The organism is Thermomicrobium sp. CFH 73360, from assembly GCF_023806465.1.
Taxonomy (GTDB): domain Bacteria; phylum Chloroflexota; class Chloroflexia; order Thermomicrobiales; family Thermomicrobiaceae; genus Thermomicrobium.
The window spans coordinates 373,290-397,926 of sequence record NZ_JAMSLS010000003.1 but is presented as its reverse complement, the minus strand read 5'-3'; the positions used below and the strand labels follow the sequence as shown (position 1 = coordinate 397,926).

Here is a 24,637-nt window from a genome sequence, read left to right as displayed (position 1 = left end):
CCTCAACTGCGGTAGCGCGCTGGCCCGCGACCGGCTGCACGATCTTTGTTCAGGCGCCGGTTCAGATGGAGGCCCTCAAGGACAAACTCGACCGCTGCCGCGACCAGAGCCGGATCACCAGTCGCCCCCAGCCGTTGCGCCGCCCGCCGGAGGCTCTCAATGTGCGAGACCTGGTGCACATACCGCATCGCCGGCTGCAGGTCAGAAGCCTCGACCGTCAGTCCATTCTCAAAGGCGAGGAGAAGATCATCGAAGTCACGAACCGAGAAGTAGCGATTGAAGGTCGCCGCTACGGCCCCATTGATCAATTTTTCGATGATCCGCTCTTCCTGCACCTCGCCCAACGTCTCGAACTCAAGTTTCCCAAGCGTCGAGGCAATGAGGGCAGGCAAGTCGCTAATCCGGGGTACGGCATGCTTCTCACCAAGCCGGATCGCTCGCTTCACTGCATTACTCACCAGTGTTTCATAGTTCGCCACTGACATCCGGGCACTGACGCCTGACCGCTGACTGATGTCCGGGCTGCGCCGCGCGAGGTGCGTGATCTCGGCAACAATCTCGCGCATGTACTGTGGCACCGTCACCGTGATTCCCGGAACCTCCACCGGCGTTCGCTCTTGCTCCATGATCTCAATCTCGTGCTCAATCGTCCGTGGATAATGCGTTCGGATTTGCGCTCCAAAGCGATCCTTGAGCGGTGTGATGATCCGACCGCGGTTCGTGTAGTCCTCCGGATTAGCGCTCGCCACCACGAAAACGTCCAGCGGCAGGCGTACCCGATATCCGCGGATCTGGACGTCACGCTCCTCCATGATGTTGAGCAATCCGACCTGGATCCGCTCCGCAAGATCCGGGAGCTCATTGATGACGAAAATGCCGCGATTCGTCCGTGGGATAAGTCCATAGTGAATAGTCAATTCATCCGAAAGATATCGCCCCTCTGCCACTTTGATTGGGTCAATCTCACCTATGAGATCAGCAATCGTGGTATCTGGCGTGGCCAACTTCTCGGCATAACGGTCCTCACGCCCGATCCACACAATGGGCGTTTCATCACCCATTTTGGCAATCAGATCACGCGCATATTTGGAAATCGGCGCAAACGGGTTATCGTTCACTTCGCTTCCGGCAACGATCGGAATTTCTTCATCAAGGAGATTCACCAGGAGCCGAGCCATCCGCGTCTTGGCCTGGCCACGCTCGCCCAGAAAGATAATGTCCTGCCCAGCCAGAATCGCGTTCTCTACCTGCGGGATGACCGTCTCCTCGTAGCCGATAATCCCCTCGAAGATCGGTTCCCCCGTCTGGATCTTGGCAATCAGGTTCTTCCGCATCTCCTCCCGTACGGGAAGGACACGGTAACCGCTCTCGCGTAGCTCGCCCAGCGTTCGTGGCTTGTCCATCCTAACCCTCGACCTCCGTGCGCTTGTTTCATCTCTGGTTCGCCTCTGGTGTCCCCTCAATCCTACTCTCCTCGTAGGCCCCGTCAACTTCTTCTGTTAACTTACGGGCACGAAGTTCTGCGAGCACCGCCCGGAAGGCGTCCAATCCCCGAATCCCCTCGGTCACCCATCGGGCCAGTTGCCGCTGCCGCCAGGCCAGCTGACGGCTCGCCTCTTCAAGGGACAGACCAAAACGTTCTGTCAGCGTCGCCAGGAACGCAGCCGGATAGACTGCCAAGGATGACCGCAGGGTTTCACGTCTGGCCAGTACATGCGTCGCAAGTTCGGCTCCACGCACTCGGACAGCCTCGACGCAAACAACGCGACGAAGTAAGCCTTCATTCCCGATACCCATCCCAAGCGTCACGACCACATCGATGGCGCGTAGGTGTTCAGGAGGCACCTCCAGAGGAAAGCCTTGCAACAACGAGAACACCTCTTCCGCGCCTTGCGCATGCACGGTCGCTCCCAGACGCCAACCCTCGGCCACGAGGGCAAAAACCCGTCGTACCCCTCTCCCCCAGAGATAGATCGGTAAGTGGTCACTAATCTCATTGACGAGGAGGTACGTCGTGCCAGGATTGTGGGTTGTGACAAAGTCAAAGCGCTCGTACCAGCCACGCAGGTAATACCGCTTCGTCTCGGGCGGAAGTAACTCCACCAGCGCACTCAGGAGTGTTGTCTTCCCCGCTCCGTGTTCGCGTGCGGCAACGAGAACCGTCGCCCGCTGCTCGAGCGTCATCCAGAGGAAGGCAGCGGTCGCGGCATCAAGACTCCCGAGTCGGACCAGATCGACCAGGGACAAGTCACTCCCAGAGCCAACACCAAACCTTCCCCACCAGTCGGTTGAGGGGAAAGGCGCAACATCATCTTCGCGAAAGCGCCACCGTCGTTCCACGCCCCCAACTATACCGCCTCGGGACGAGGCGTAGAAGGATGCCGGGGAAACGCGCGGGCGCGCAGGACAAGCAGGACTCGCGCTGCAGACAGCTTCTCTGCCGGTGAGGCGGGTTAGCCCTCCTCACCGGCATGGATCGCAAGACGTCTCCTATCCACGCTGATCGATCGGCACAAAATGCCGATTGGTCGGCCCCACATACTCCGCACGCGGTCGAATCAGACGGTTGTCTGCCTGCTGTTCCAAAATGTGCGCTGTCCACCCGCTAATGCGGCTTGCGGCGAAGACCGGCGTCATGAGCTCCTTCTCGATCCCGAGATAGTGGTAAACCGACGCCGCATAGAAATCAACGTTGGGGAACAACCCCTTCTCCCGTGCCATCACGTCGGCAATGGCAATCGAAAGCTCATACCAGCGCACGTCACCCCGTGCCGCACCAAGCCGTCGCGAGAGATCGCGTAGCCACTTCGCCCGCGGATCCTCGCCCTTATACACGCGGTGCCCAAAGCCCATGATCCGTTCTTTCCGCGCCAGCTTTTCCTTAATGTAGGGCTCCACCTGGTCAAGTGTCCCTATCTCTTCCAACATCTGCATGACCGCCGCATTGGCACCACCATGCAACGGTCCCTTCAACGCCGCGATCGCCGCCGTGACCGCCGCATGCATATCCGCCAGTGTTGCTGCGACCACGCGTGCGGTGAAGGTTGAAGCGTTGAACTCGTGGTCTGCGTGGAGCACCAGAATCTTGTTCATTGCCTCCACTTCGAGCTCGCTCGGCTCACGGTCATGCAACGTGCGTAAGAACGCCCGAGCGGTGCTCAGTTCGTCAACTGGCGGCACCACCGGCTCGAGGCCGCGACGCAGACGAGCAATCGTGGCCACAATCGTTGGCACCTGCGCCACCAAACGCAGCCCCTTAGCAACAGCAGCCTCCCGCGCGACGGTATCCGGATCCTCCTCGTACCAGGCAAGTGCCGACACTGCCGTCCTCAAAAGATCCATCGGCACCGCCCGTGGCGCCCGAGCCAACAGTTGAACAACACCGTCCGGCAACGCACGTTGCGCCGCGAGTTGCTGCTGGAGCCCCGCTAACTGCGCACGCGTCGGAAGTTCCCCGTAGTACAGCAGGTAGACTACCTCTTCGTAGGACGCCTCGGCAGCCAGCTCGTCGATCTCAATCCCCCCATAGGCCAATGTGCCATCGATGATCGAGCTGAGCCGTGTGGTTCCTGCCACGACCCCTTCCAGACCGCGAGCCACCATTGCCGTCCTCCTCCACCCACATCACTTGACGAAGCTGGACGTTCCTTGACGAAGCTGGAACGCCCAACGCTACCTTTACCGCATGATCACTCCGGTGTAAAGCTCTTCAACAAGGTCAGCAATGACGCGGTCAGGCCCCTGCAAGCACCAGCGTTCCCCCGCCTCTCCATCCCACCAGAGAGGCTGGCTGCATCACCAGCGTCAGCAGCCCGTTGGACGCAAGCACGCACAACGAGCTGTTCCTTTCCCAAATATCGCTCTTCCATCACAGGGTCTTCCGCTTTCGACCGGAGTGAACGCCCGCAGGGAACGCCGACCTCTCCTTAATATCAGCGCTCGATTGCCACTGCACCCCGGCATGCCATGAAAGCAACACCAGTCACTACTCTTGTCGAGGCGTCCACCCTTGTATTCCACGTACCGTCGTTCCATTCTTGCTATGGGAATCCCATGATGGGTCTGCACGTGACACCGAGCAACAATCAATCAGCATGCACCTGAGCTCGACAAGATGCGCCACACGCGCCTCAGGAAAAACAACCTGGTGACCTGTCTGCTCAAGGCCACGAAAGACGTCAGAAAGAGTGAAAGGTTAGGCGACAGGCAGTCTCAAAGGAGCAGTCCTGATGAGCCTTGTCGTGGATACCATGCGTCAACCGCGCCACCTTCGCCTGGTCACGCTCGGGCTCAGTGTCCTGGCGTTCCTCACAACCCTTCTCTGGCTCACGAACCGTGGTGAGCAATGGACGCTTGGCAGCTGGACCGAGCAGCCAAAAACAACGAAGCCCATAGTCCTGGCCCAGACGAACTCCACATTCATTGCCATCGATCCGTACACCGGGACCGTCGTATCCCAACATCCAGGGAGCGCCGCCCTCTTAGCTGCTAGTGCCAATGGCCAACAGGTGGTCACTGCGACCGACGATGCACTCATTGTCTACCGGCTCGCCGACTGGGTAGTCGCCTATCGTTTGCCTCTCGATAACCAACTCCCGAACCTGCACCAACTTGCGACCTACCACCCTGATGTGCCACGGGCTAAGCCACGACCGGTCACCTTGGAAGTTGATCCCACTGGACGCTATGCCGCTGTCGGTTTCGTCTCCATGGGCGAGCACCCTGATCCAGCCTTTCTGGACACTCCCCCTTGGATCCTCTGGGTCACTGCCATCGACCTGCAGCAAGGCACTTGGTTGCCTTGGATTCACCCCCTTCCTGGCACCGACTGGGTCTACATCGTTCCGACTCCCGAAAAGCTGTTCCTGGCCGGTAGCCCCATTGCCGCCACGCCCCAACCGCTCTCTCCTGGGACGCTCCTCGCGCTCGATCCAACGACCGGCCAGGTGCAGGGCCAGTTGGCACTTCCTGCCGTTTCGCCAGCGCATTTCTCTGCCGCTGAAGGGGGACGTCACCCGCGCATCGCCGCAGTCCGTTCCTTCGGTGACCAGCTGCTGGTCGCCACTGAGCAGCTGGCAGTGTTCGTCGTCGATCCAGAGACACTCGAGGTGACTCGTCAAGTTCTTCCGCTCAGTCCGACCATCCTGGCTCAGGGAGCAAACGTGTGGTTGACGACCGAGCGTCTCGTCGCGCTCACGCAGACCTCTGAGTTGATCCAAGCCGACCTCGTCAGCGGGCAAATTGTCGCCCGCCGTTCCCTCCCAACAGACTGGACAGCCGAGCTCGTCACCTTCCTGCCTGACGAGCACGTTGCGCTGTTGCTCCTCTCCAATGGCCTTCCCGGCTGCCTGGTCCGTGTTCCGTTCCAGGGAGAGATCGAGCAGCTCCTCTGTGGTCTCGACACGAATCTCTACGAGCGCCGGTTCGCTGTGGCCGGAGGGATCGGATGACAAGATTGAGCCGGCGCACTACCCTGCTCGGTACCTTGAGCGCCCTCGCCACTGCACTTGTCAACCTGCGGCTGTCGCTGCTCTTGCCGGGGCGGTGGTGACACAGCTTGTCCGCCGGGAAGCTCGCCCAGAGGCGCGTGGTACGTCTGCTGCCGCGACACGCAAGGCCGCTTCTGGCTCATCCGGTATCGTGATTGCTGTCGTCCCAGGCAGCCAGGCGAGACGTCCTGCCCGGATCCCCTGAGCGGCTACCCCTTCTCTTGTGTCTGCCGAAACGGTTGCCCCCAACCACACTGGTGTCCAACCGGCTACTGTGCCGTCTGTACCCAGACCCAGATTTGGGCAACCTGTTGATCAGGCACGACGAACGACACCCGTCAACCTCACCCGTGCAGTTCCGTCGAACTCCACTGGAAAGAACCTCTTTTTCCCCACTAGGTTCGGTCGCGAAGCACTGAGAGCAACCGGCATTGTCTGCTGCGCAAGCTCACGGACGTCATACCAGACAGGGCTAGGGAGAACTTTTCCGATGTCGCACCGGCATGCTCCGATCGGCACCAGCCCCGAAAAGCGTTCCACACGGCGCAGCTGGGTGCAGCGCCTGGCTGTGGTGTTGCTGGCCATGGGGGCGACCTTCAGCGATCATCTGCCCCTCTCTGCCCAGGCGAACTGCGGCCAGTGGCACCGGTGCGGTATGTGTGGCTGCTTGTGTGCTCTTGCCTTGGCGGGAGCGATACCGCCTGCCCACCAGGAACATCGCCAGGCGGCGCATAGTGGGTCTGCTGTTACGCGAGTGGCCGTTGGTAGCTCATCCGTTACCTCGACTGCTGTGGTGCGAGGAACGCACGACCAACCTGTCCATCCGGCTGTTACTGCAACCAGCGGTGTGGCCAGCCACCGGCCAACCAAAACTGGTGCCCGAACTCAGAAAGCAACGCAGCGTACTGCACCCGCGCCCAGGTCTGGTCACAGTGTTAGCGCCGTGTGAGAGCAAGGAAAGACATGACGGGAGGCACTCGATGAAAGCAGTCGTCACACTCACTCCGTCTCTGTGGCTACGTGCACGAGGAGTTCTCGCAGTGGTGATCGTGTTGCTGCTGGCTCTCGCAGCACTGCTCTTCCTACGTCCGCTCTCGACCACCCATCGAGCTTCGAGCGGATCACTCGAAGCGGGTACGCCGCTCCTCCTCGCGCCAGTTGGAGAAGCACCAAGTTCCACTCTTGCCGTGCAACACACTGGACTCGTACTCCTCGATGCCCGGGCCGGCACCGTCCGCAACCGTTTCACCTTCTCCGAGCCCAATGAGGTCATCCGCGGCTATCTCCTCCCAGGAGGGCAACAGGCACTTCTCTACCGCGCACCGCTGGAATCGAACGCGACCACGTACCCGAGTCTTGAACTCCGGCGCGTGACCGATTGGGCCGTTGCGCGCAGCGTCCCTATCACCCCTGACATTCCACCCGCGCGCGTTCTCGCTGCCCAGCATCCCGCAACAGCGGGTCAGACCCCCACTGTCCTTGAGGTGGTCAGCGAGCCGACCGGACGCTGGGCTGCCATCGCCTTTTGGTCCATGGCCACCCCCTACCCTGACGGCACCCACAGCCAACTGGTGTGGGTTACTGCGCTCGACCTCCAAACAGGAGAATGGGCACCATGGGCCTATGCACTTCCCTCAAGCCAAACGGTTTCGCTTCTCGCGCTAATCGACCGTATCCTTGTGCTAGCCCACAGCCTACGCACTACCACGCACCACACAGTTGCCAATCTTGTTTCCCTTGATCCCAGAAACGGGACGGTCCTGGCTGAGCTGCCGCTGGAAAGCTGGTCTGTGCAGGCCAAGCCGCTCGGCGAAAACCCCTCGAGTCCTCATAATACCTTCTCCACTGCCCTCACGCCTCAACTCTGGAACAATCGCATACTGATTGTCACCGATGACCTCGAACTCTTTATCATCGATCCCAGGAACCTGAGACTGGTAGAACACCGCCCACCGCTCGCCGATCGCCTCGTTGTCAGCGGTCGCCCGTACCTGATTGGAGACCTCCTCGTTCTTGTGGGCAAGTCGCTCTGGGTTCTCGACGTCAGCAACTGGCACGTGATGACCACTTTTCCGTTACCAACCATTCCGGAAGGGAACTGGCTGCTCGTTGGCGTAGACACTGAGCAACGCACGGCCTTCCTCATTAACACGAAGGAAGGTTGCTTGCGGAACCTCGACCTCAGCAGCGGAACCTTCAGCGGGTCGTTGCACTGCAACCTCGCGCTCGATTACCCGGCGCCGCTCTTCGGCTGGCCAGCGTTCATGACGGGCGAGCCGTGAACCGCGTGCCCGGTCGCGACACTGCCTTATACATATCACCGCGCCGCGGGTCGCCGGGGTCAAGCACAGCCTCGTTCGACTGGGCGCACTCACCTATCGGGGAGCGTTCGGTTCGCCTCCGCCATCAGCGGACTGTGCATTGAGTCTCTTCTGACGTCGTAGGAGAACGCGTCGGGCCGACCCTGTCGCCACGTGTGCTCTCCAGGTACTCTGGCAGTCGATCTCCTCGGGACAGCCTTACTTCGTGCCTATCCTCCTTGCCTGTCTGATTTGTCAACCTTTAAGCGTCAGAAATAAGGGAACATTGGAAATCAGGAGGCATCAGATGGACAGGTCTGACGTCTCTCCCGGTCAACGTGCGCCCCGGGTCACCCGGCGTTCTTGGATCCGCAGGATAACGGCGAGTCTCATCGGGATGACAACGTTCTTCAAAGCACCAATGCCCGTCTCCGCGCAAAGCTGCACCGAATGGTTCCGTTGTAACCAGCAAGGTTGTCTTTGTTCCTGCCGCGGTGGCAGCGATTCTTCCTGCCCCCCAGGAACGAGCAGTGGCACAAAGTCTTGGTATGCGTGCTGCTACGATCCGGTACGGAATCGCGCGTTTATCGTGCGCTACATCGATTGCTGCCAGTCAAGCCAGCCGTCGCCCTGTCCATCGAGTTGCCTGTGTTCCCGTGGCCAGCCGCAGCCGAACTGGTGCGGCGACAGTCGCTCTGTGGTCTGCACTCGCGCAGTCCTCGTCGGAGTCTGTTAAGGGATGAAGGAAGAGAGGAGCCGCGCAATGCCTGCCAGCTGGTCATATCACATGACTCGAGCAAGCCGCCGCCCGACGGCCTCTCACGTTGCCCTGGTACTGATTGCTCTGGTGCTTGCTGTCCTAGTATTCACCTCATTCGCCTCAAGCGCGGTGAGAAGCGCTACGGCCAACCCAGTTCTTCTCTCGCTCGCCGGCACAGACGCAGACGAGATTCTTGTTTTGGATCCTCGGTCCGGCACCGTACTCAACCGAATCGCAAATCCTTCGGCTGCAGTTCGGCAGATATTCTTGTCTCCTCGCGGCGATCGGGCGCTGGCTTACCGGGTGGAAGAGCAACAAGGCAGGCTGCACTCACGTCTCGAGCTGCGCGGGCTTCCTACTTGGTCGCTTCTTGCCGAATTCGATCTCGATTCGAGCATTCCACCACTACAACGCCTCGCAGCGCAGGCACCCGAGGCAGCCGTCGATCCAAGCCTGTTTAGCGCCTCTCTATCTTCCGACGGAAATCGGGCTGCCGTGGCCTTCTTCACCGGCCGCGATTGGCCGATTTTGGTGGTCACGGCCCTGGATCTATCCACCCCTCGTTGGGCTGACTGGGCTCTTACTGTTCCGGGAACAAATTACGCCTGGCTCTTCCTAACGGAGACTCAGCTGGTGGTGGTGGCCTCAGCAATGTTGCCGGAGCGTTCCGGATACCGGGCTTCTGTCCATGTCATCGATCCCACCACAGGAAACGTGAAAGCCGAACAGCGACTTCCAGTGCTCTCACCCATGCTCCCCGCCCCCGGGCAAGCTTCCCCAAGCGCCCTACCCGGAGTCATTTCCGTGACGCAAGACAGGGATCACCTCCGCATCCTGACCGAGGACCTGAAGCGCATCACCATGGATGCCCGAACACTCGCTCAGCTCCGGGTCGACCCGGCTCTCACCGATGAACTGTCTGCTGTCCAGGCAGTCTCTACCCCGGAGCAGGTGATTGTCCTGGCACGCCCCAACGCACTGCTCTTCATTGATAACCAGCGTTGGCAGATCAGGACGCAGACGATGCTTCCCTCCAGCGTTGAGTCATGGACACTCGTCGGCTATGACGCAGCTCGTTCCTCGGTCTATATCGGAAGCATGGACGATGGATGCCTCCGCAGTATTGATCTCTCCACCGCCACCCTCTCCCAGCCAGTGGCGTGCAACTTGAATCTCAGCTTCGAGTGGCGCTTCTATTACGGCTGGCCTGTTTACGCCCCAGGAGTGGCCCAGCCAGCATCCGTGCCCGCGACAACATCGTGGATGGAGAACCTTTCCTCTTTGGCTACCGCTGTCCTCGCAGCGACGTTTGCCCTTGCGGCTCTCGGCAAAACTCTCACCTGGCGTACAAGCGTCCAACAGCTCGGCACTGTTCTCCCAGCGCTACACCGTCGAACCAACGTGATCCTGGCGGGACTGGTCGCCGCTGAGACAGGGACCGCAGTGCTGTTACTCTTGCCGTTCTCACCTCGTGTTGGTCTGGCCAGCGCAACAGGCCTTCTCCTCCTCTTTCTGGGTGTCTCTCTCTTCGCTGTCCGACGGGCACCGCGGCAACCGTGCCCCTGCTTCGGCCCACTGGCACCACACACAAGCGGCCGCACCACCACCCTCCGGAATCTCTTTCTCCTCGGCATCTTGCTTCTGGCGTGGACAGAACCGCGGGCGCCGACACTCACACTGACCCTTCTTGGCCTCTTGATTGTGCTCGTTGTACTCAACGTCAGCCGCCTCGCAGCAGCGGTTACGGTCATTCGCACTGCACAGAGGGGAGCAACTTTCGATCACGGTGCCTGATTGGCTTCTGTTGACTCTACTCGTGGTCACCTGGATCGTGCTGACAGCCGCCGTTCGCATGACTGTCCAACTGACCCAACGAGTCGCTCGACTCGAGCAGCTCGAGATACACGCCCGACGGCACGAGCAAGAGGTCAGGGCATCGGCGAACCCGTACCGCCGCTTGCACTCACGACCAGCGAGGGACACCAGCTCATCCACGGTCAATCCCCCGTAGCCCCCGCTGTGGTCATGGCGCTCAGCGGCCGCTGTCCGCCATGTCAGCCTTTCCGCGACCAACTGACAACACTCCTTGTTTGGCTTCGCGAACACGGCGTGTTTCCAGTGCTCGCCCTACCGACTGGTGAACCGCCAGACGAGTGGCCAGCCGGGTACGCATTCCTCACAGGAGATAGCGCCCTTTCCGCACTTGGGCTCACGCAGTTTCCGTCAGCCCTTCTCATTGATCGTGAAGGAATGCTCCGTAGCCGCGCACCTCTCCGATCCCCTGAGGATCTCCTTGAGATCATCTCAATCGTCTTGATCGGTCTCTCTCCAACCCATGGAAGGACGGCCCCACGATGATTCCGGCGCTCCTGCCACTTGCCGCAACCTGTGGACTTGCAGCACTCTGGTCGCCTTGAGGCTACTCCATGGTCAACGTGCTCGGCCCGACGATCCGACACTCAACGCGGTGGCGCCGCATCCAGCTGGCGCTCCTCCACTGTGGGGGTACAGTACTGGGCGGTTTCTTTGGTGGCCTTCTGTTGGGTTGGTTTGGCCAGGTGCTGCTTCCCTTCGAGCTTGAGAGGACCGCTCATACCTGGCTGACCGTCGTGGTGCTCGTCCTCGGCCTCCTCGCGGACCTGACAATCGGAAGATGGAGAACACCGAGCCTCGTTTACCGTCAGGTTCCGCCTCGTCTGTTTCTCAGGGGTGCAGCATGTGCCAGCTTCGCGTGGGGCCTCGACCTCGGGATTGGCTTGACCTCCCGCTGGCCTTCTTTCCAACTTCTTGGGCTTGCAGCCCTGTCGCTCCTGAGCGGTAGCCTGCTCGGCAGCGCTCTTCTTTTCGGCAGCTTTGGGTTGACGCGTGGCCTCGCCACCATCACCGGAGCCTGGCTGCTCTGGGGCAGGCAAGCATCGCCGGGAGCCAGCTGGCTGGTAGCGAGTCAGCGCCGCGTACGTCTCCTCCCTTCCCTCGCTGCCCTCGGTTGCATTGCTTTCTTTGTCTACACTTGAGGCAACGGCCCATGAAACGGGGATCATGTAGGCCATGCGACACGCGAAGGCAACCCTCTGGGTTTCTGCGGCTTTCTGTCTTGCTCTTCTTCTGACCCCCTCCGCCGTGCCTGAATCCTCACCCGACTGCCAGCCCTCTTCGTCTTGCCACCGGCATCCCCCACCAACGCAAGCGAATCCCTGCCAACCCAGAAACGCCACCAAACGTCGCCGCAAAGGGGAGCACAGCGAGCAAGACGACCTGTCGGAATGCGCACTCATTGAGCAAGCAATCGCCGGCGATTCGCAAGCGTTCGGAGCACTCGTGGAGCGTTATACTGGCGCCGTCCAGGCGTACCTGGCTCGGCTTGGAGTACCCCAAACGGAGCACGAGGACCTGGTTCAAGAAGCATTGACCAAAGCATGGTCTGCCCGAGCTCAGCTTCGCGAGGCCAAAGCATTCTCCCATTGGTTGTTGACCATCACTCGGCATTGCTGGATCGACTGGTTGCGCTCCCGTCACGCCGAACAACGGGCTCTCGAGCGCTGGTTACGTGACCACCTCCGTGACCCCAGGACACCCGACCCTTCCGACGAGGAAGTCGATCTCCTTCTCCGGGCGTTCGACACACTGCGACCAGCCGATCGCGAGATCTTGCTCCTCCGCTGGGAAGGAGATCGTTCCGTTGAGGAACTCGCCTCCCTGCTCGGCATCTCACCGACAGTAGCCCAGCGACGAGCTCATCGCGCACTCTCTCGTTTGCGTGAAACGTTCACACGGTTGCGGCACCAGCCGAGATCGTGAATCAGCAACGCCCATGCCGTGCAACGCCCGCGAGGGCGATATCTCACACCTCATCAGCCCTTGTAATTGGCCCGCCAGGCTCTTCTCCTCGCGACGCACGTCATCAGTCGCAGCTGCGGCACTCCGGTCTCCCAGATCACCGGCCGTTCAAGCTGTCCGCTGCTGTCCGGCACATTACACCTCACCGTGCCGCTCTTGCCACCCGTCGAACTGCTCGGTTATTTCCCGATCTTCGGTCTTACGTACCTCTCAGTTCTCTTCGGTTCTGGGGTATCTCCGCAGACGGCGCTGCGCTGGCCGCAGCCGGTGTTCACCGGTGAGCGCGCCGCAGCGCACCAGCAGCTTGGCGAAGATCCGACCCTCCAAGGGGACCACTCAGCGTGAGAGACCGTCCCTCAGGCCGCTTCAGACCCGAATTCCGGCTCGAGCAATCCGAGTTCGGCAAGCACGAGTGCTCGATGCTTGCAGTAGCGGTAGTACGCACTCCCCGGACATGAGCAGAGAAGATCCCCATCGAGGAACGTCACCTCGTACGCCACGCCAGACTGACTCGCGCTCGTCACCGCCCAGTGCCGCGGGTCACCATTCAGACGATACGCCCGAACTCCTTCGCGGCGCGCCCGCTCCGCCATCCGCTGCCAAATGGCCAGATCAATCTCCCTCCACGACGAGTGCGGCATCGCTGCCACTGAACGCTCCAACATTCTGTCTAGTTCCCGCCCGCAAGTATACCAGTTGCTGTCGCCGCGATGGCCGTCGCACAACGCGCTCGCAGCACGACAGCTGCACAGTGATTCCGCAAGTTGTCCAAACAGAGACGGACACAAAAATTGGACAACACCACTCGTGGCCAGCACCATCTCTCGGTAGCATGGTCCGTGAGGCCACGACTTCTCTCTAGCCGGTCTCTCACCGTTGGTGGTAGCTGCGGCAAGAGCGTACCGAGCCGAGAGTGAGCTCCTCACCGTGACACAGCTGCTGCCAACACTGCACCGTTTTCCGATTGACGACCTTGGGCAGATGGTTACCGCCGGCATCCTGCGACGAGAAGACCACGTGAACCTTCTCGAGGAAAAGCCCATCGATATGGTCCATTCGCTGGCCTCACCAGGCGTGTGTCGACCGCTTGGCCGAACTGTATGTTCGCCACGTCGGTCGGCTGGCGATCGTCCGTACTGAAGGACCGATCCGCTTGAGCGAGTATGTCCTTACGTGCCCTTATTCCGCTTCGCTTCGAGCACACTCAGCCTCTGATACGAATGCGGAACCGGGCCCAGCCAATGTCCTCCCAATCATCGCGGTGGGCGATACCTCTTCCGCCGATGACCGATACACCAACCTGCAGTTATGGGGTCACGCTGGTATTCCCGAGGCCTGGCTCGTGGATATCACTGCTCAACGAGTTGTGCTCTTCCGAGCTCCCCATGCCGAAGAGTGTCAGGACCAAGACCAAATGGGATCGGGGAATGTGGTATCCCCAGGTGCTTTCCTTGATCTCTCTCCCCATCACCAACACGCTGGCCCCATAACCGGTTCCCTGAATGGCGACAGCGGAAATGCGCTGTTCCACACGCGTTTCCGCCCCATCTGAAGGCTTGGCCACGTGACGGCGTGTAAGCCCCAGGCATCCGCTGACCTGCCAAGAGCAACCGTACAGCACCACTTTACTTCAGCACGAGCATCACTTACAGTACCCTCGCACCGACCTCCCATTCCTGACGAGGTACACAGCGGTACCCATGTCTATCACACCCTCATATGAAACTTCCCACGCCTGCAAGACCACTACTTTGCGCTGTCGTGTGCCAACGCCCTGTCACCGCAGAAGCATCGCCGCATCGTTCAGTATGCCCTGACACATTCTGCACACGTGTCCCCGAGCAGCGGATCAACCAAATCATCCCGAGGTGAATACTGAGTCAACCAACACCTGAGCGACCCTCCACGGCAGGGTGGATGGAGATTGATCCCCACCCTGCTATACTGCCCAGGAGAGGGCTCCGGGCTCGCTCCGGAGCGGTAATTCGACAGCGAGGGCCAGACGAGGAGGTCACCATGGCGGTCGAGCAGCGCCAGGACTATGACGTCGTCTTCCTCGGCGGTGGCACCGGCGGCTATGTCGCGGCAATCCGCGCCGCACAGCTCGGCCTGAAGGTTGCCGTCGTCGAGAAGGACAAGGTCGGCGGTACCTGCCTCCACCGTGGCTGCATCCCCAGCAAGGCACTCCTCAAGAGCGCCGAACTCCTTGAGCAGGCACGCCGCGCCCGGGAGTTCGGGGTTCTTGTCGGCGAGGTGCAGGGCGATTACGCAACAGCGTTCCGGCGCAGCCAGCAAGTCGTCGAACAGCTCCACAAGGGGATCCACTTCCTCTTCCGAAAGCACGGAATCACCCTGATCCAAGGTGTCGGGCGGCTGACCGCCAACCGGACTGTCCTCGTCAATAGCGCAGATGGCCAGCATCAGGAGCTGCGTGGCCGCGCCATTGTCATCGACACCGGCTCCCGTCCCCGCCCCATTCCCGGTATCCCCTTTGACGGCGTTCGCGTCCTCAACAGCGACCACACGACCGCGGAGCTCGACTGGTATCCCAAGCGCGTGATCATACGTGGTGGCGGCGCAACCGGTGTCGAGCATGCCACAATCTACCGTTCCTTCGGGGCTGAGGTGACGCTCGTAGGCCGCATCGTGCCGAACGAAGACGAAGAGGTCCAGCAACAGCTGATCCGTGCCTTTACCCGCAAGGGTATCCGTATCATCCCCGACTACAGGCCAACCGCCGAAGACTTCGACATTACCGAGGGCGGGGTGCGCATGCGGGTACGCAAGAGTGGGGCTCCTGAGGAGATCATCGAGGCCGATGCGCTCTTCGTCGCGCTGGGACGCGAGGGAAATATTGAGGACATCGGGCTCGAGGAGCTCAGCATCCGTACCAAGGACGGCTTTCTTGTGACCGACGAATACTTCCGCACGAACGTGGAAGGCGTGTACGCCATCGGCGATGTGCTTGGCATCCAGCAGCTCGCCCACACTGCCATGCACCAGGGGATCATTGCAGTGGAGCACATCGCCGGCGAGAAGCCGTTGCCGCTTGACTACCAGCGTGTTCCTGTGGTCACATACTGCCATCCAGAAATCGCCAGCTTGGGCCTCACCGAGCGGGAAGCGAAGGAGCAGGGTCGCGCGATCAAGGTCGGCAAGTTCCCCTTCCGCGCCAACGGAAAATCACTTATCGAGGGTGAGAGCGATGGTTTCGTGAAGGTCATCGCCGACGCCGAGAGCAACGATATCCTCGGTGTCCATATCATCGGCAATCACGCCACTGAACTGATCGCGGAAGTTGCGCTCGCCAAACTGCTGGAGGCCACGCCGTGGGAGATCGGCTTGTCGGTCCACCCGCACCCAACAGTCTCTGAGGTGATCGGCGAGGCCGCTTTGGCGGTCGACAACCTGGCGATCCATATCTGAAACGCGAGGGCTCCCCAACGCCGCTGCCCACCGTGATAATGCGTTCATCACGAGGCGTTGCCGTGCGGCACAGTAGGTCTCTACCGAGGGGATGAGCCAATGACGGCGATTGTCGAGGTGCTTGGTGAACTGCTCGTGATCTTTCTTGCCGCAAAGGTCGGTGGTGAGCTCTTCCTGCGACTGCGTCAGCCCGCTGTCATTGGTGAAATCCTCGCTGGTATCTTCATCGGCCCCTTCGCGCTCGGTCTTATTGGTGTCCCGGGTCAAGAACTCCTCGACTTCTTCCATGACGACCAAGCCGCCGCACGCGAGGGGCTCTCACTCGTCCTCGAATCGATCGCCGAGCTCGGTGTGATCGTCCTCCTCTTCTTTGTCGGGTTGGAGACACGCCTTGCCGACCTTTTGCGCGTCGGTATTCGCTCTCTCCTTGTCGCCGTGCTCGGTGTGGTTGGTCCATTTGTCGGCGGCACAGCGCTGATGCTCGCACTCGGCTACCCTTCTATGGAATCGATCTTCGTCGGTACCGTGCTCGTTGCGACGAGCGTCGGCATCACTGCACGTGTTCTCCGCGATGTCGGGGCGCTCGACTCCCGCGAGGCCCGCATCATCCTCGGTGCTGCCGTTTTCGACGATATCCTTGGGCTCTTGATGCTCACAATCGTCTCTGGAATTGCGGTTGAGGGCAAGTTGCAAGTCGGACACGTCCTCTGGATCACCGCGCTGGCTCTCGGTTTCACCGCCGTCGTCGGCGGCCTTGGTGCACTCGCAATACGCCGTTTCTTCCCCCTTATCGTCGATCGCCTCCAAATCGAGCACGCACCGCTGGTCGTCGCGCTCGCGCTCATGCTGACACTCGCCTCAGTCGCTTCTGCCATCGGACTGGCACCGATCGTCGGCGCGTTCCTAGCGGGAATGGCGTTAGCCGAAGTCGCCGAGCGTTACCATCTTCACGAGCAAGCGCTCCCGATTTACGCCTTCCTCGTTCCCTTCTTCTTCGTCGTGACCGGGGCCCGGGTTGATCCACGCCTCTTCCTCCAAACCGAGACACTGTGGCTCGCTCTCGCGGTCACGGGAGTCGCCGTCTTTACCAAGGCAGCCGGTGCCGCGCTCGGAACGATCGGCTTTGCTCCCCGCTCGATGGCTATCGTCGGCTTCGGTATGGTCCCCCGCGGCGAAGTGGGCCTCATCATCGCCTCGATCGGCCTGTCGCTCGGTGTTGTTGAACGCCCCCTCTTCTCCGTCGCCGTCGTCATGTCGATGCTTACCACGCTCTTCACTCCGCCCATCCTGGTTTGGCTGCTGCGCCCGCTTATCGCCCAACGGCAGCGCGAGTTCGCCGGGCGCGTACCGGCCGGAGAATGACCATGTGGCTTGGCACAGTCCGGAACTCAGCCTCGCAACCCCCCTCCGTTCTGCCCTCCCCGGTGGTTCCCGCAGGGCTCGTGGCTGGTATCTTCGGTGCACTCGCCTTTCTTGCCGCGATGGCACTGGACCTTGCGTTGACCCGCCGCAAGACAAATGACTTACGTCTACTCGCTGGACTTCTGCCAGGCGGTGCTCCTCACTGGCCCTGGCTCGGCCTACTCATGCATTGTGTAAACGGTGCTGCGCTCGGCATGCTGTACGGCAGCCTGCGCAAGCGCCTCCCTCATCCCGGCTGGAAGGGAGGCCTCCTCTTCGCCGTCGCTGAAAATCTCATTCTCTGGCCGGTCTTGCTGGTCCTCGACCGGATTCACCCAGAGGTTCGCGCAGGACGTCTAGAGCCGTTCAACCGGCCAGTGCCATTCCTCCAAGAGGTCTGGCGCCACGTTGCCTACGGTGTCACGCTCGGCTGGGTATACGATAGCCTCTCACAATCGAGCTTCGCGCCGTCCCCGAGTAGGGCCTCGGCTGATTCCTTACCGGATGTGACCAATGAAGACTAAGACGCTGCCCGCAGCTCCGCTCCTGCTTCAACCACTCCTCGTCGAACGTCCCTGGGGTAATCAGCGGCTCGCGCGCCTCCTCGGGAAGCCAGCCCCGCTGGATCGCCCTATCGGTGAGTCGTGGGAAACGGCTAACGAGGCACGCATTGCTTCCGGACCACTCGCCGGTCGCACACTCCGCGAACTCGTCGAGAGCTTTGGCGAGACGATTCTCGGTCGTCGCGGCCTCGCGGTGAGCGTGCCCTTCGGCGATTTCCCGCTCCTCATCAAGTTCATCGATGCGAACGACGTCCTCTCAGTCCAAGTCCATCCTGACGACGATCAGGCACGGCCACTCGGCCAACGGGGGAAGACCGAGGCCTGGCACATCCTCGCCGCCGAGCCGAACGCCGAACTTATTGTCGGACTGCGCGAACCACTCACGTCAGCCACGCTGCGCGACCTCGTAGCTCAACGCAAACTCGCGAATCACCTTCAACGCCTTCCCGTCCGAGCCGGTGACACCGTTTTCGTACCGGCTGGTACCCTGCACGCCATTGGAGCCGGAATCCTGTTGTACGAGATCCAGGAGCAATCAGATATCACCTATCGCCTCTACGACTGGGATCGTGTCGACGCAGCGGGACACCCCCGCCCGCTGCATATCGAGGAAGGACTCGCCGTGCTACGGCCGGAGCGCCGCGCGCAGCACATCCAGCCGCTCGCGCTCGAGCCCTGGCGGATGATCCTCGCTGCTTGCCGTTACTTTCTCCTCGAGCGTTGGGACGTTCACACTCGCCACCGTCTCTCCTTTGTCCCCGACGAGACCTTTCGGCTGGCGAGCTGTATTAGCGGTGCACTGACCATCGCGACTGACGAGGGGCCGCCCCTTCCACTTTCTCTCGGCCAAACCGCGCTCATCCCCGCGAACTCGCCTCAGATTACCGTGGAAGGATCTGGAACGCTTCTCGTCGCCAGCATCCCCGATCTCCAGCGTGACGTGATCGCTCCGTTGCGCGCCGCCGGTTACGCCGATCCCAGCATCCTGCAACTCGGAGGGGAGACCGAAGATCTTGCTACCGCACGTACGTTGGTACACCCTTGAAGGATCTAGGAAACAACGCCAACGGCGCACGGATGTCCCAGGCCAGCTCGAAAGACATCTCGGCGAAAGACCGTGTCGCCGAAGATGCAAAAACGCTATTCGACATGAAAAGCCACACTGACCCCGGCCGAAGCGACCGAGACCAGTGCAGGCCCTCAACCTTCACACCGCGCGTCTCTACTCCTCCGCCACCACTGGATTCTCGAGCGTCCCGATCTTCTCCACGGTCACCCGCACCACGTCACCCGGCCGAAGGAGTCGCTTGGGCTCACGAGCAAAGCCCACACCGGCCGGTGTCCCAGTTGCAATCACGTCCCCCGGCTCGAGCGTCATGATCTGCGAGATGTAGGCAACGACGTGCGCCACGTGAAAGATCATCTCCCGTGTGTTCGAGCGCTGCAGCACCTCACCACTGACCTCGCAGGAGATCTCCAGTCCTTGCGGATCTGGAATCTCATCGGCCGTCACCACCCACGGACCAAGCGGCGTCGAACGGTCGAACGTTTTCCCTTGCATCCACTGCCGACCTCGGAACTGAAAGTCGCGCATGGAGACGTCGTTGAGGATCGTGTAGCCTGCAACGTGCTCGAGAGCCCGCGACTCGTCAATGTAACGCCCAGCCCGACCGATCACCACTGCGAGCTCCGCCTCGTAGTCCACCTGCTGGCTGACCCGCGGCAAGACGATCGGCTCTCCCGGACCGATCAGGGCGTTGGCGAACTTATTGAACAGCTCCGGATACTGTGGAACCGGCGAGTTGGTCTCCCGCGCGTGGTCGGCATAATTGAGGCCCAGGCAGATAATCTTCCCCGGTCGCAGCAGCGGGGCACGCAGCCGTACAGCGGGGTCGCTCATTCGCACCGCCAGCCCGCGTGCTACCGCCCCCTCTCCATCCCGCGCGAACTCCTCGCGCACCCAGGCGGCAACCTCCGCGGCTCGTCCCAGTCCATCACGCGCCAGTAAGAGCACGAGATCTGGCGGGCACTCTGCCTGCGCTCGACCCTCCGCATCAACAACGCCACGCTGCCGCAGAAGCTCCACCCATCCACGGGAGATATCGAGGATCCATTCCCCCTCAACCACCCCAACACTTGTCCGACCACGCGCAATGTAGGTGACCAGTCGCATGGCCCTCCCCTTCCGCAAACTCAGGTCCCGTCGCCGAAGCTCGCCGGTGGCGGCGCTTCCGTCCACACATTAAAAACCGCGGAGAGTTCCCCGCGCCAGATGCGTGGCGACTCAAACCGATTCGGCAGCCGTGCGACGTCCGCTGTGATCTCGATCCGGTTCCCGGAAGGATCGCGCACATACAGGAACGAGTTCCCGCCAGGGCCATGCCGACCGACTCCCGCCTCAATACGCCAGCCAAAGCGTCCAAGTCGGTCGGCAAAGCGAACAACCTCGCTCACTCCGTTGACCAGAAACGCCACGTGATGCAGCTTGTTCCCCACCGAACCTTTCACGATCGCGATATCATGGTGGTTCTCCCCAACACGGATGAAAGAGAAAAGCCACGGGTTGTCGGCATCCGGGGGGAGAAGCAAGTCAGAGAATGCAAAACCGAGCTGCTCGCAGTAGAACCGCGTCGGCAGCTCCACGTCGTCGGCCAAGAAGGTGATGTGATTGATATCGAGCGGAGCGTGCGCGGCCGCCGGATTCCACTTCGTCGTGTGAGGGTAGCTCGTTCGCCCATCTCGGGCCATCACCTCGAAGATCTGACCGGTGGGAACCGTGAGCCGAAATGCCGCGGCGATACCAGGCTCCGGTGCACGCTCGATCGCCGTGCAGGCGATCCCACGTTCACTGTACTGCCGATGGAGTTCCTCGAGTTCCGGCACCCCGGCCACGGCGAAAGCCATGTGATCCAGCCCGACGCTGCCTGCCCGCAACCCCAGGTCGAAGTGCTCGTCCCCCCCGCAGCCGAGGTAGACGATGTCCCCGTCCTGTGCTAACTCGATCAGCCCCAACCAATCACAGTACCACCGTCGCGCGGCATCGAGATCCTGCACTCGGATGACCGCATGATCGAATGCCATAAGGCTCATCGAACACCTCCAGCATCACACACGCACCACAACTTTCCCGAACGGCTCTCCCCCATCGACAGCCCGTTGGGCCGCAGGAAGCTCCTCGAGCGGGTACACCCGATGGACCACCGGTCGCAACGACCCACGACTCGTCGCGGCCACTAGTGCTTCCAGGTCTCGGCGCTGTCCGGACAGGTAGAAGAACACGGTGGTCACGTTCCGGTACAACCACAGCAGATTGGTGGAGAGCTCCGTGCCGCTACTCCGCCCACAGACTGCGACGCGCGCCCCACGGTCCAAGAGCGCTGAGACATGAGCCCAGGTCGTCGTGCCCAGCGTGTCAAAGAGCACCGTCGCGCGACCCCCGAGGATCTCGCACACCCGCTGCGGCCATCGCTCCTCGAGAAGCGATACCGCTCCCTCCGCTCCCACCTCACTCAGACGAGCAAGCTTGCCACCACTCCGCCCCACCCCGACCACGCGAGCTCCCCGGAGCGCCGCGATCTGTACCGCCGCAATCCCGGTGGAGCTTGTCGCTCCCATGACAACCACACGATCGCCCGGCCCGACGTCAGCACGGTTCACCAGTCCATGCCACGCGGTGACATAGGACACCGGCAAACAGCTTGCCGCCTCGAATCCCACCTCGTCCGGGAGCGGAACAACGTTCCGTTCCGGGACGCACACATACTCCGCGTAACCACCCCAGCGATGGATACCGAGCAGTTGGTAGTTTTGGCACATGTTCTCGGGTCGACGCGCCAAGCAGGCGGGGCACTGTCCACACGTCACAAACGTGAAGACGACGACACGGTCTCCGGGGCGGACACTCGTCACCCCCTCGCCGACCTCTTCCACGACGCCGGCCGCATCCGCCCCGCCGACGTGGGGGAACGGGAAGTCCGGGCCGGCGAAGCCGAACCCCGTCTGACGGAACTCGATGTCCAACCGATTGATCGAGGCGGCGCGGACGCGGACCAAGACCTCCCCGGCACCGGGCTCCGGCGTCGGCACCTCAGCGAGTTCCAGGACCTCCGGCCCGCCAAAGGAGCGGAACACCATCGCACGCATCGGCGCACCGCCCCTCATGCCTGCACCTGCTCCGCCCGCTTCCGCTCGCGTGCCTCCAGCAGGTAATCGCGAGACGCCTCGACGAGCCTCCGTGCCCGCTCCCAATCAGCCAAGAGCTTCCCGTCCCGCTTCACGAACCGCCCGTTCACCAGGACCGTCTCGACATTCGACACATCTGCACCCAGCACCACTGCCGCAACCGCGTCGATCATCGGTGCCAGATTCACTGACCCCGCATCGATCACGATCACATCTGCCTTCTTCCCCGGCGTTAGCGAGCCGATCCGATCCTCCTGCAGGACGACATGCGCTCCGTTGATCGTCGCCATCTTGAGAATGTCACGCGCCGTCAGCACATCCTTACTGACCGGGTTCGGCTCATCCCATGCTGCCTCGTGCAGACGGGCCCGCTCGCACGCGAAGGCGCAGCGCATCTCGGTGAACATGTCACCGGGAACCGTCGTCACCACGTCGATACTCAAGCTGGGCCGTAGACCGTACTGCATCGCCTTGAGGAACGGCGGCCAACCGTGGCCCATCTGCATCTCCACCTGCGGAGCGATCGAGATCTTGCCCTGGCTCTGTGCCACCAGCTGCCATTCCTCATCGGTGAAGTGACAGCAGTGAATATACGTCGTGTCCGGGTACAGCAGACCGAGCCGGTTCAACCAGGCGACCATCTGCCAACGTCCGGCGAGACGCCCCATCCCGACGTGGATCGTGATCGGCAGGGCAAGGTCGCGCGCCATCTCCCACTCGGCCCGGACGACCTCGTCCGTACAAAAGCCCGGCCCGCGTGTCGCCAGCGCCATCGTCAGCAGTCCCTGATCGCTGTTGAAGTACGTCTTCCGTACGCGCTCGACGTCTTCACGCGGTGTCACAATCGTGCTGCTGAACCAACAGGCCTGCAACGACGTATTCGGTGGACCGTAGGCATAGACAGCACGGATACCAGCGTCCTTCAACCCTTGGATCGCGGCATCCGGGTGCTCCGGCGTGTTGTTGATATGCGACCAATCCACCAGTGTCGTGATACCGGCATTCAAGCACTCCAGGGCTCCCGCGAGGTTACTCGCGTAAACATCCTCCGGGCGGTAGAGCGGGGCGAACGTATCCAGAACCTCGATGAAGTAATCCTCCAGCGTCGCGTCCGGCGCGCATCCACGGATCGCTGTTTCCCACGTGTGCCGGTGCGTATCGATGAAGCCAGGAAGCACGATCTTCCCGGTTGCATCGATCACCTCGGCATCCGTGGCAGCGAGTCCCCGACCGACCTGGACGATTGTGTCCCCTTCAATGAGCACATCACCGTTGGGGATATCACCAAGCTGGTCGTCCATCGTGAGCACATAGCCGTTGCGGATCAGCACGCGGTCTGCCATCGCAGCACCTCCTCGTCCCTGGAAGCCTCGAGCAATGCAGCCCAAAAGAACCCGCCGACCGGGGATCGGGCTCTCGTTCGCGGGATTTGCTACCAGCGTAGGAGAGAAATGGAAAAATGTCAAGCGCTAAACTGAAGTCCGGCGCGAATCGCTAGACGCGCGGACCATGGGGTGGGTGGACTCAACCTCTCTCGACACCGACACTGCCCGCGCACGCAAGCGCCCAAGCAGCCCGCCCCTTTCGGGAAACCTCGAGTCGCCCCTGCATCGGTACGCACGAGGATGTCCCACTCAGCTCTCCAGAGACCTCGCATAGCGTCCGGAACCATGACCTTCACGCGTCCTGGGATAGCCAGGTCAGGGCTTCCCGCGGTCCCGCATAGACAAACCCATGTGCAGTTCCGAGCAGCTCGGAGTAGGATACGGTATGGGGCTCGGCCGGAGGACCGACGGGGTGGGGTATGCAGCGACGAACCTTTCTAGGTTTCCTTGGGATGAGCCTGGCCGCCCTTGCCTGCCGCCGCTCAGGGCAAGGGGGCACCACTACTGCCACCGGTGACACAAGTTCCACCGATCCGTATGGTTCTGCCACCGGGCAGGGCAACGCTAGTCCTCCTCCCAATGTGGAGTTCATCCCCGTCTGGGAAAAGCACCAGGTCCCGAAGTATCCTGGCTCGGAGCCAGGTCAGCTCCAGCCCCTCGCGACGCAGGTTGAGAACGGCGGCACCCTGAGTTTCGCTGTCTCCGACTCGGCTGAGAAAGTGCTCGACTTCTACCGCACCACGCTCCCCAGCTTGGGCTGGACGCTCCAACCTGCTCCAGCGGGCGCGCTGGCTGCAAAGCGTGAAGGTGCCGCACTCACCGTTGTCGTCAAGGGTAACGAATACGGGACGACCGTCCTCTTAATGCTCACCGACGCGATATGAGAGCCACTGCCCTGCCCCTTCCTACTTTGAAGCCGGACATGGGCCTCCTGCAGGAGCCCACCTCCATGCCTGACTGCCCGTTTTCTCCAGCCTAGGCTTGCCCTGCACGAGGACGCCATCTTTGCTCCATGCGCCGGCGGAGTCGACGAGGACCACGCCCCCCACCGCAGCGACCAGTGGTGCTCTCGCTCAGTTCCCGTAAAACGATCTGTGTGCCGTACCCACAAGCATCTTCTGGGCCTGGTGACCAGCTCACGAACGTACTGCAGCGCATCCAGTAAGCCGTTGCCGGGGGCTCACCTTCCATCCCACTCACCTCCTGCGGTCTTCCCATTACACTCGGTGCAGCAAGACTGGTCCGAGCCTCGGTCACGCAGCCGAAACATCGTGAATCCCCTTGCGCTGCGAAC

General features: G+C 61.5%; 21 protein-coding genes. 13 read left to right on the top strand and 8 right to left on the bottom strand.

Annotated features, from left to right (window positions below):
* Positions 1 to 2: 2 nt before the first annotated feature.
* The 3 genes from NET03_RS08390 to NET03_RS08380 form a co-directional block, all read right to left on the bottom strand.
* Complete coding sequence (locus NET03_RS08390) at positions 3 to 1,403, bottom strand: sigma 54-interacting transcriptional regulator (protein ID WP_252128464.1); 1,401 nt, start codon at positions 1,401 to 1,403, stop codon at positions 3 to 5.
* A gap of 28 nt (positions 1,404 to 1,431) precedes the next feature.
* Complete coding sequence (locus NET03_RS08385; protein WP_252128463.1) at positions 1,432 to 2,340, bottom strand: type II secretion system protein E; 909 nt, start codon at positions 2,338 to 2,340, stop codon at positions 1,432 to 1,434.
* A 150-nt stretch (positions 2,341 to 2,490) separates the two neighbouring features.
* Positions 2,491 to 3,603: a citrate/2-methylcitrate synthase gene (locus NET03_RS08380; RefSeq protein WP_252128462.1), complete on the bottom strand. Its 1,113-nt coding sequence runs from the start codon at positions 3,601 to 3,603 to the stop codon at positions 2,491 to 2,493.
* Positions 3,604 to 4,229: 626 nt separating this feature from the next.
* On the opposite strand from NET03_RS08380, the gene NET03_RS08375 reads away from it, so the two are divergent.
* The 7 genes from NET03_RS08375 (at position 4,230) to NET03_RS08350 (ending at position 12,731) form a co-directional block, all read left to right on the top strand.
* The gene (locus NET03_RS08375; protein ID WP_252128461.1) at positions 4,230 to 5,450 is read left to right on the top strand and encodes a hypothetical protein; all 1,221 of its coding nucleotides are present in this window, start codon (positions 4,230 to 4,232) and stop codon (positions 5,448 to 5,450) included.
* A 1,019-nt stretch (positions 5,451 to 6,469) separates the two neighbouring features.
* Entirely contained in the window at positions 6,470 to 7,771 is a 1,302-nt protein-coding gene (locus NET03_RS08370) for a hypothetical protein (RefSeq protein ID WP_252128460.1), read from the top strand.
* A 325-nt stretch (positions 7,772 to 8,096) separates the two neighbouring features.
* On the top strand, positions 8,097 to 8,525 hold the full coding sequence (locus NET03_RS13825) for a methylamine dehydrogenase light chain (RefSeq protein WP_353655796.1): 429 nt from the start codon (positions 8,097 to 8,099) through the stop codon (positions 8,523 to 8,525).
* Positions 8,526 to 8,552: 27 nt separating this feature from the next.
* Complete coding sequence (locus tag NET03_RS08365; RefSeq protein ID WP_252128459.1) at positions 8,553 to 10,343, top strand: MauE/DoxX family redox-associated membrane protein; 1,791 nt, start codon at positions 8,553 to 8,555, stop codon at positions 10,341 to 10,343.
* Positions 10,344 to 10,975: 632 nt separating this feature from the next.
* A complete protein-coding gene (locus NET03_RS08360) occupies positions 10,976 to 11,563 on the top strand; it encodes a hypothetical protein (protein ID WP_252128458.1) in 588 nt (195 codons plus the stop codon).
* Positions 11,564 to 11,597: 34 nt separating this feature from the next.
* On the top strand, positions 11,598 to 12,347 hold the full coding sequence (locus NET03_RS13595) for an RNA polymerase sigma factor (protein ID WP_286207281.1): 750 nt from the start codon (positions 11,598 to 11,600) through the stop codon (positions 12,345 to 12,347).
* A gap of 66 nt (positions 12,348 to 12,413) precedes the next feature.
* Positions 12,414 to 12,731 (top strand): hypothetical protein, encoded by a 318-nt coding sequence (locus tag NET03_RS08350; RefSeq protein WP_252128456.1) that lies wholly within the window; start codon positions 12,414 to 12,416, stop codon positions 12,729 to 12,731.
* Positions 12,732 to 12,742: 11 nt separating this feature from the next.
* On the opposite strand, the gene NET03_RS08345 is transcribed toward NET03_RS08350, so the two are convergent.
* Positions 12,743 to 13,051, bottom strand: coding sequence for an SWIM zinc finger family protein (locus NET03_RS08345; RefSeq protein WP_252128455.1), 309 nt, complete (start codon positions 13,049 to 13,051; stop codon positions 12,743 to 12,745).
* A 380-nt stretch (positions 13,052 to 13,431) separates the two neighbouring features.
* Between NET03_RS08345 and NET03_RS08340 the strand changes: the two genes are divergently transcribed.
* The 5 genes from NET03_RS08340 (at position 13,432) to NET03_RS08320 (ending at position 18,821) form a co-directional block, all read left to right on the top strand.
* Entirely contained in the window at positions 13,432 to 13,938 is a 507-nt protein-coding gene (locus NET03_RS08340) for a Uma2 family endonuclease (RefSeq protein WP_353655805.1), read from the top strand.
* 464 nt (positions 13,939 to 14,402) lie between these two features.
* Complete coding sequence (gene lpdA / locus NET03_RS08335) at positions 14,403 to 15,812, top strand: dihydrolipoyl dehydrogenase (RefSeq protein WP_252128453.1); 1,410 nt, start codon at positions 14,403 to 14,405, stop codon at positions 15,810 to 15,812.
* A 99-nt stretch (positions 15,813 to 15,911) separates the two neighbouring features.
* On the top strand, positions 15,912 to 17,174 hold the full coding sequence (locus NET03_RS08330) for a cation:proton antiporter (protein ID WP_252128452.1): 1,263 nt from the start codon (positions 15,912 to 15,914) through the stop codon (positions 17,172 to 17,174).
* Entirely contained in the window at positions 17,171 to 17,737 is a 567-nt protein-coding gene (locus tag NET03_RS08325; protein ID WP_353655795.1) for a DUF6789 family protein, read from the top strand. The genes NET03_RS08330 and NET03_RS08325 overlap by 4 nt, the downstream gene beginning before the upstream one ends.
* Positions 17,727 to 18,821 carry a type I phosphomannose isomerase catalytic subunit gene (locus tag NET03_RS08320; protein WP_252128450.1) on the top strand — a complete coding sequence of 365 codons (1,095 nt, stop codon included), beginning with the start codon at positions 17,727 to 17,729 and terminating at the stop codon, positions 18,819 to 18,821. The genes NET03_RS08325 and NET03_RS08320 overlap by 11 nt, the downstream gene beginning before the upstream one ends.
* Positions 18,822 to 18,998: 177 nt before the next feature.
* Here NET03_RS08320 and NET03_RS08315 read toward each other — a convergent pair whose 3' ends face one another.
* From NET03_RS08315 to NET03_RS08300, 4 genes are read right to left on the bottom strand one after another with little or no spacing between them, the layout of a single operon-like run.
* Positions 18,999 to 19,949, bottom strand: coding sequence for a fumarylacetoacetate hydrolase family protein (locus NET03_RS08315; protein ID WP_252128449.1), 951 nt, complete (start codon positions 19,947 to 19,949; stop codon positions 18,999 to 19,001).
* A 20-nt stretch (positions 19,950 to 19,969) separates the two neighbouring features.
* On the bottom strand, positions 19,970 to 20,866 hold the full coding sequence (locus NET03_RS08310; RefSeq protein ID WP_252128448.1) for a VOC family protein: 897 nt from the start codon (positions 20,864 to 20,866) through the stop codon (positions 19,970 to 19,972).
* Between the two features lie 15 nt (positions 20,867 to 20,881).
* Positions 20,882 to 21,919 carry an alcohol dehydrogenase catalytic domain-containing protein gene (locus NET03_RS08305; protein WP_252128447.1) on the bottom strand — a complete coding sequence of 346 codons (1,038 nt, stop codon included), beginning with the start codon at positions 21,917 to 21,919 and terminating at the stop codon, positions 20,882 to 20,884.
* 14 nt (positions 21,920 to 21,933) lie between these two features.
* Entirely contained in the window at positions 21,934 to 23,301 is a 1,368-nt protein-coding gene (locus tag NET03_RS08300) for an amidohydrolase family protein (protein ID WP_252128446.1), read from the bottom strand.
* 461 nt (positions 23,302 to 23,762) lie between these two features.
* Here NET03_RS08300 and NET03_RS08295 point away from each other — a divergent pair, with 461 nt between their 5' ends.
* A complete protein-coding gene (locus tag NET03_RS08295; protein ID WP_252128445.1) occupies positions 23,763 to 24,227 on the top strand; it encodes a hypothetical protein in 465 nt (154 codons plus the stop codon).
* Positions 24,228 to 24,637: the final 410 nt, after the last annotated feature.

What these genes read in the sequence shown, in the direction of transcription:
- NET03_RS08320 (WP_252128450.1), top strand. Translation starts at nt 17,727, where the DNA reads ATGAAGACTAAGACGCTGCCCGCAGCTCCGCTCCTGCTTCAACCACTC.
- NET03_RS08295 (WP_252128445.1), top strand. Translation starts at nt 23,763, where the DNA reads ATGCAGCGACGAACCTTTCTAGGTTTCCTTGGGATGAGCCTGGCCGCC.
- NET03_RS08330 (WP_252128452.1), top strand. Translation starts at nt 15,912, where the DNA reads ATGACGGCGATTGTCGAGGTGCTTGGTGAACTGCTCGTGATCTTTCTT.
- NET03_RS08300 (WP_252128446.1), bottom strand. Translation starts at nt 23,301, where the DNA reads ATGGCAGACCGCGTGCTGATCCGCAACGGCTATGTGCTCACGATGGAC.
- NET03_RS08305 (WP_252128447.1), bottom strand. Translation starts at nt 21,919, where the DNA reads ATGCGTGCGATGGTGTTCCGCTCCTTTGGCGGGCCGGAGGTCCTGGAA.
- NET03_RS08360 (WP_252128458.1), top strand. Translation starts at nt 10,976, where the DNA reads ATGGTCAACGTGCTCGGCCCGACGATCCGACACTCAACGCGGTGGCGC.
- NET03_RS08310 (WP_252128448.1), bottom strand. Translation starts at nt 20,866, where the DNA reads ATGAGCCTTATGGCATTCGATCATGCGGTCATCCGAGTGCAGGATCTC.
- NET03_RS08315 (WP_252128449.1), bottom strand. Translation starts at nt 19,949, where the DNA reads ATGCGACTGGTCACCTACATTGCGCGTGGTCGGACAAGTGTTGGGGTG.
- lpdA (WP_252128453.1), top strand. Translation starts at nt 14,403, where the DNA reads ATGGCGGTCGAGCAGCGCCAGGACTATGACGTCGTCTTCCTCGGCGGT.
- NET03_RS08390 (WP_252128464.1), bottom strand. Translation starts at nt 1,403, where the DNA reads ATGGACAAGCCACGAACGCTGGGCGAGCTACGCGAGAGCGGTTACCGT.
- NET03_RS08375 (WP_252128461.1), top strand. Translation starts at nt 4,230, where the DNA reads ATGAGCCTTGTCGTGGATACCATGCGTCAACCGCGCCACCTTCGCCTG.
- NET03_RS13595 (WP_286207281.1), top strand. Translation starts at nt 11,598, where the DNA reads ATGCGACACGCGAAGGCAACCCTCTGGGTTTCTGCGGCTTTCTGTCTT.
- NET03_RS08380 (WP_252128462.1), bottom strand. Translation starts at nt 3,603, where the DNA reads ATGGTGGCTCGCGGTCTGGAAGGGGTCGTGGCAGGAACCACACGGCTC.
- NET03_RS08365 (WP_252128459.1), top strand. Translation starts at nt 8,553, where the DNA reads ATGCCTGCCAGCTGGTCATATCACATGACTCGAGCAAGCCGCCGCCCG.
- NET03_RS08370 (WP_252128460.1), top strand. Translation starts at nt 6,470, where the DNA reads ATGAAAGCAGTCGTCACACTCACTCCGTCTCTGTGGCTACGTGCACGA.
- NET03_RS13825 (WP_353655796.1), top strand. Translation starts at nt 8,097, where the DNA reads ATGGACAGGTCTGACGTCTCTCCCGGTCAACGTGCGCCCCGGGTCACC.
- NET03_RS08325 (WP_353655795.1), top strand. Translation starts at nt 17,171, where the DNA reads ATGACCATGTGGCTTGGCACAGTCCGGAACTCAGCCTCGCAACCCCCC.
- NET03_RS08345 (WP_252128455.1), bottom strand. Translation starts at nt 13,051, where the DNA reads ATGTTGGAGCGTTCAGTGGCAGCGATGCCGCACTCGTCGTGGAGGGAG.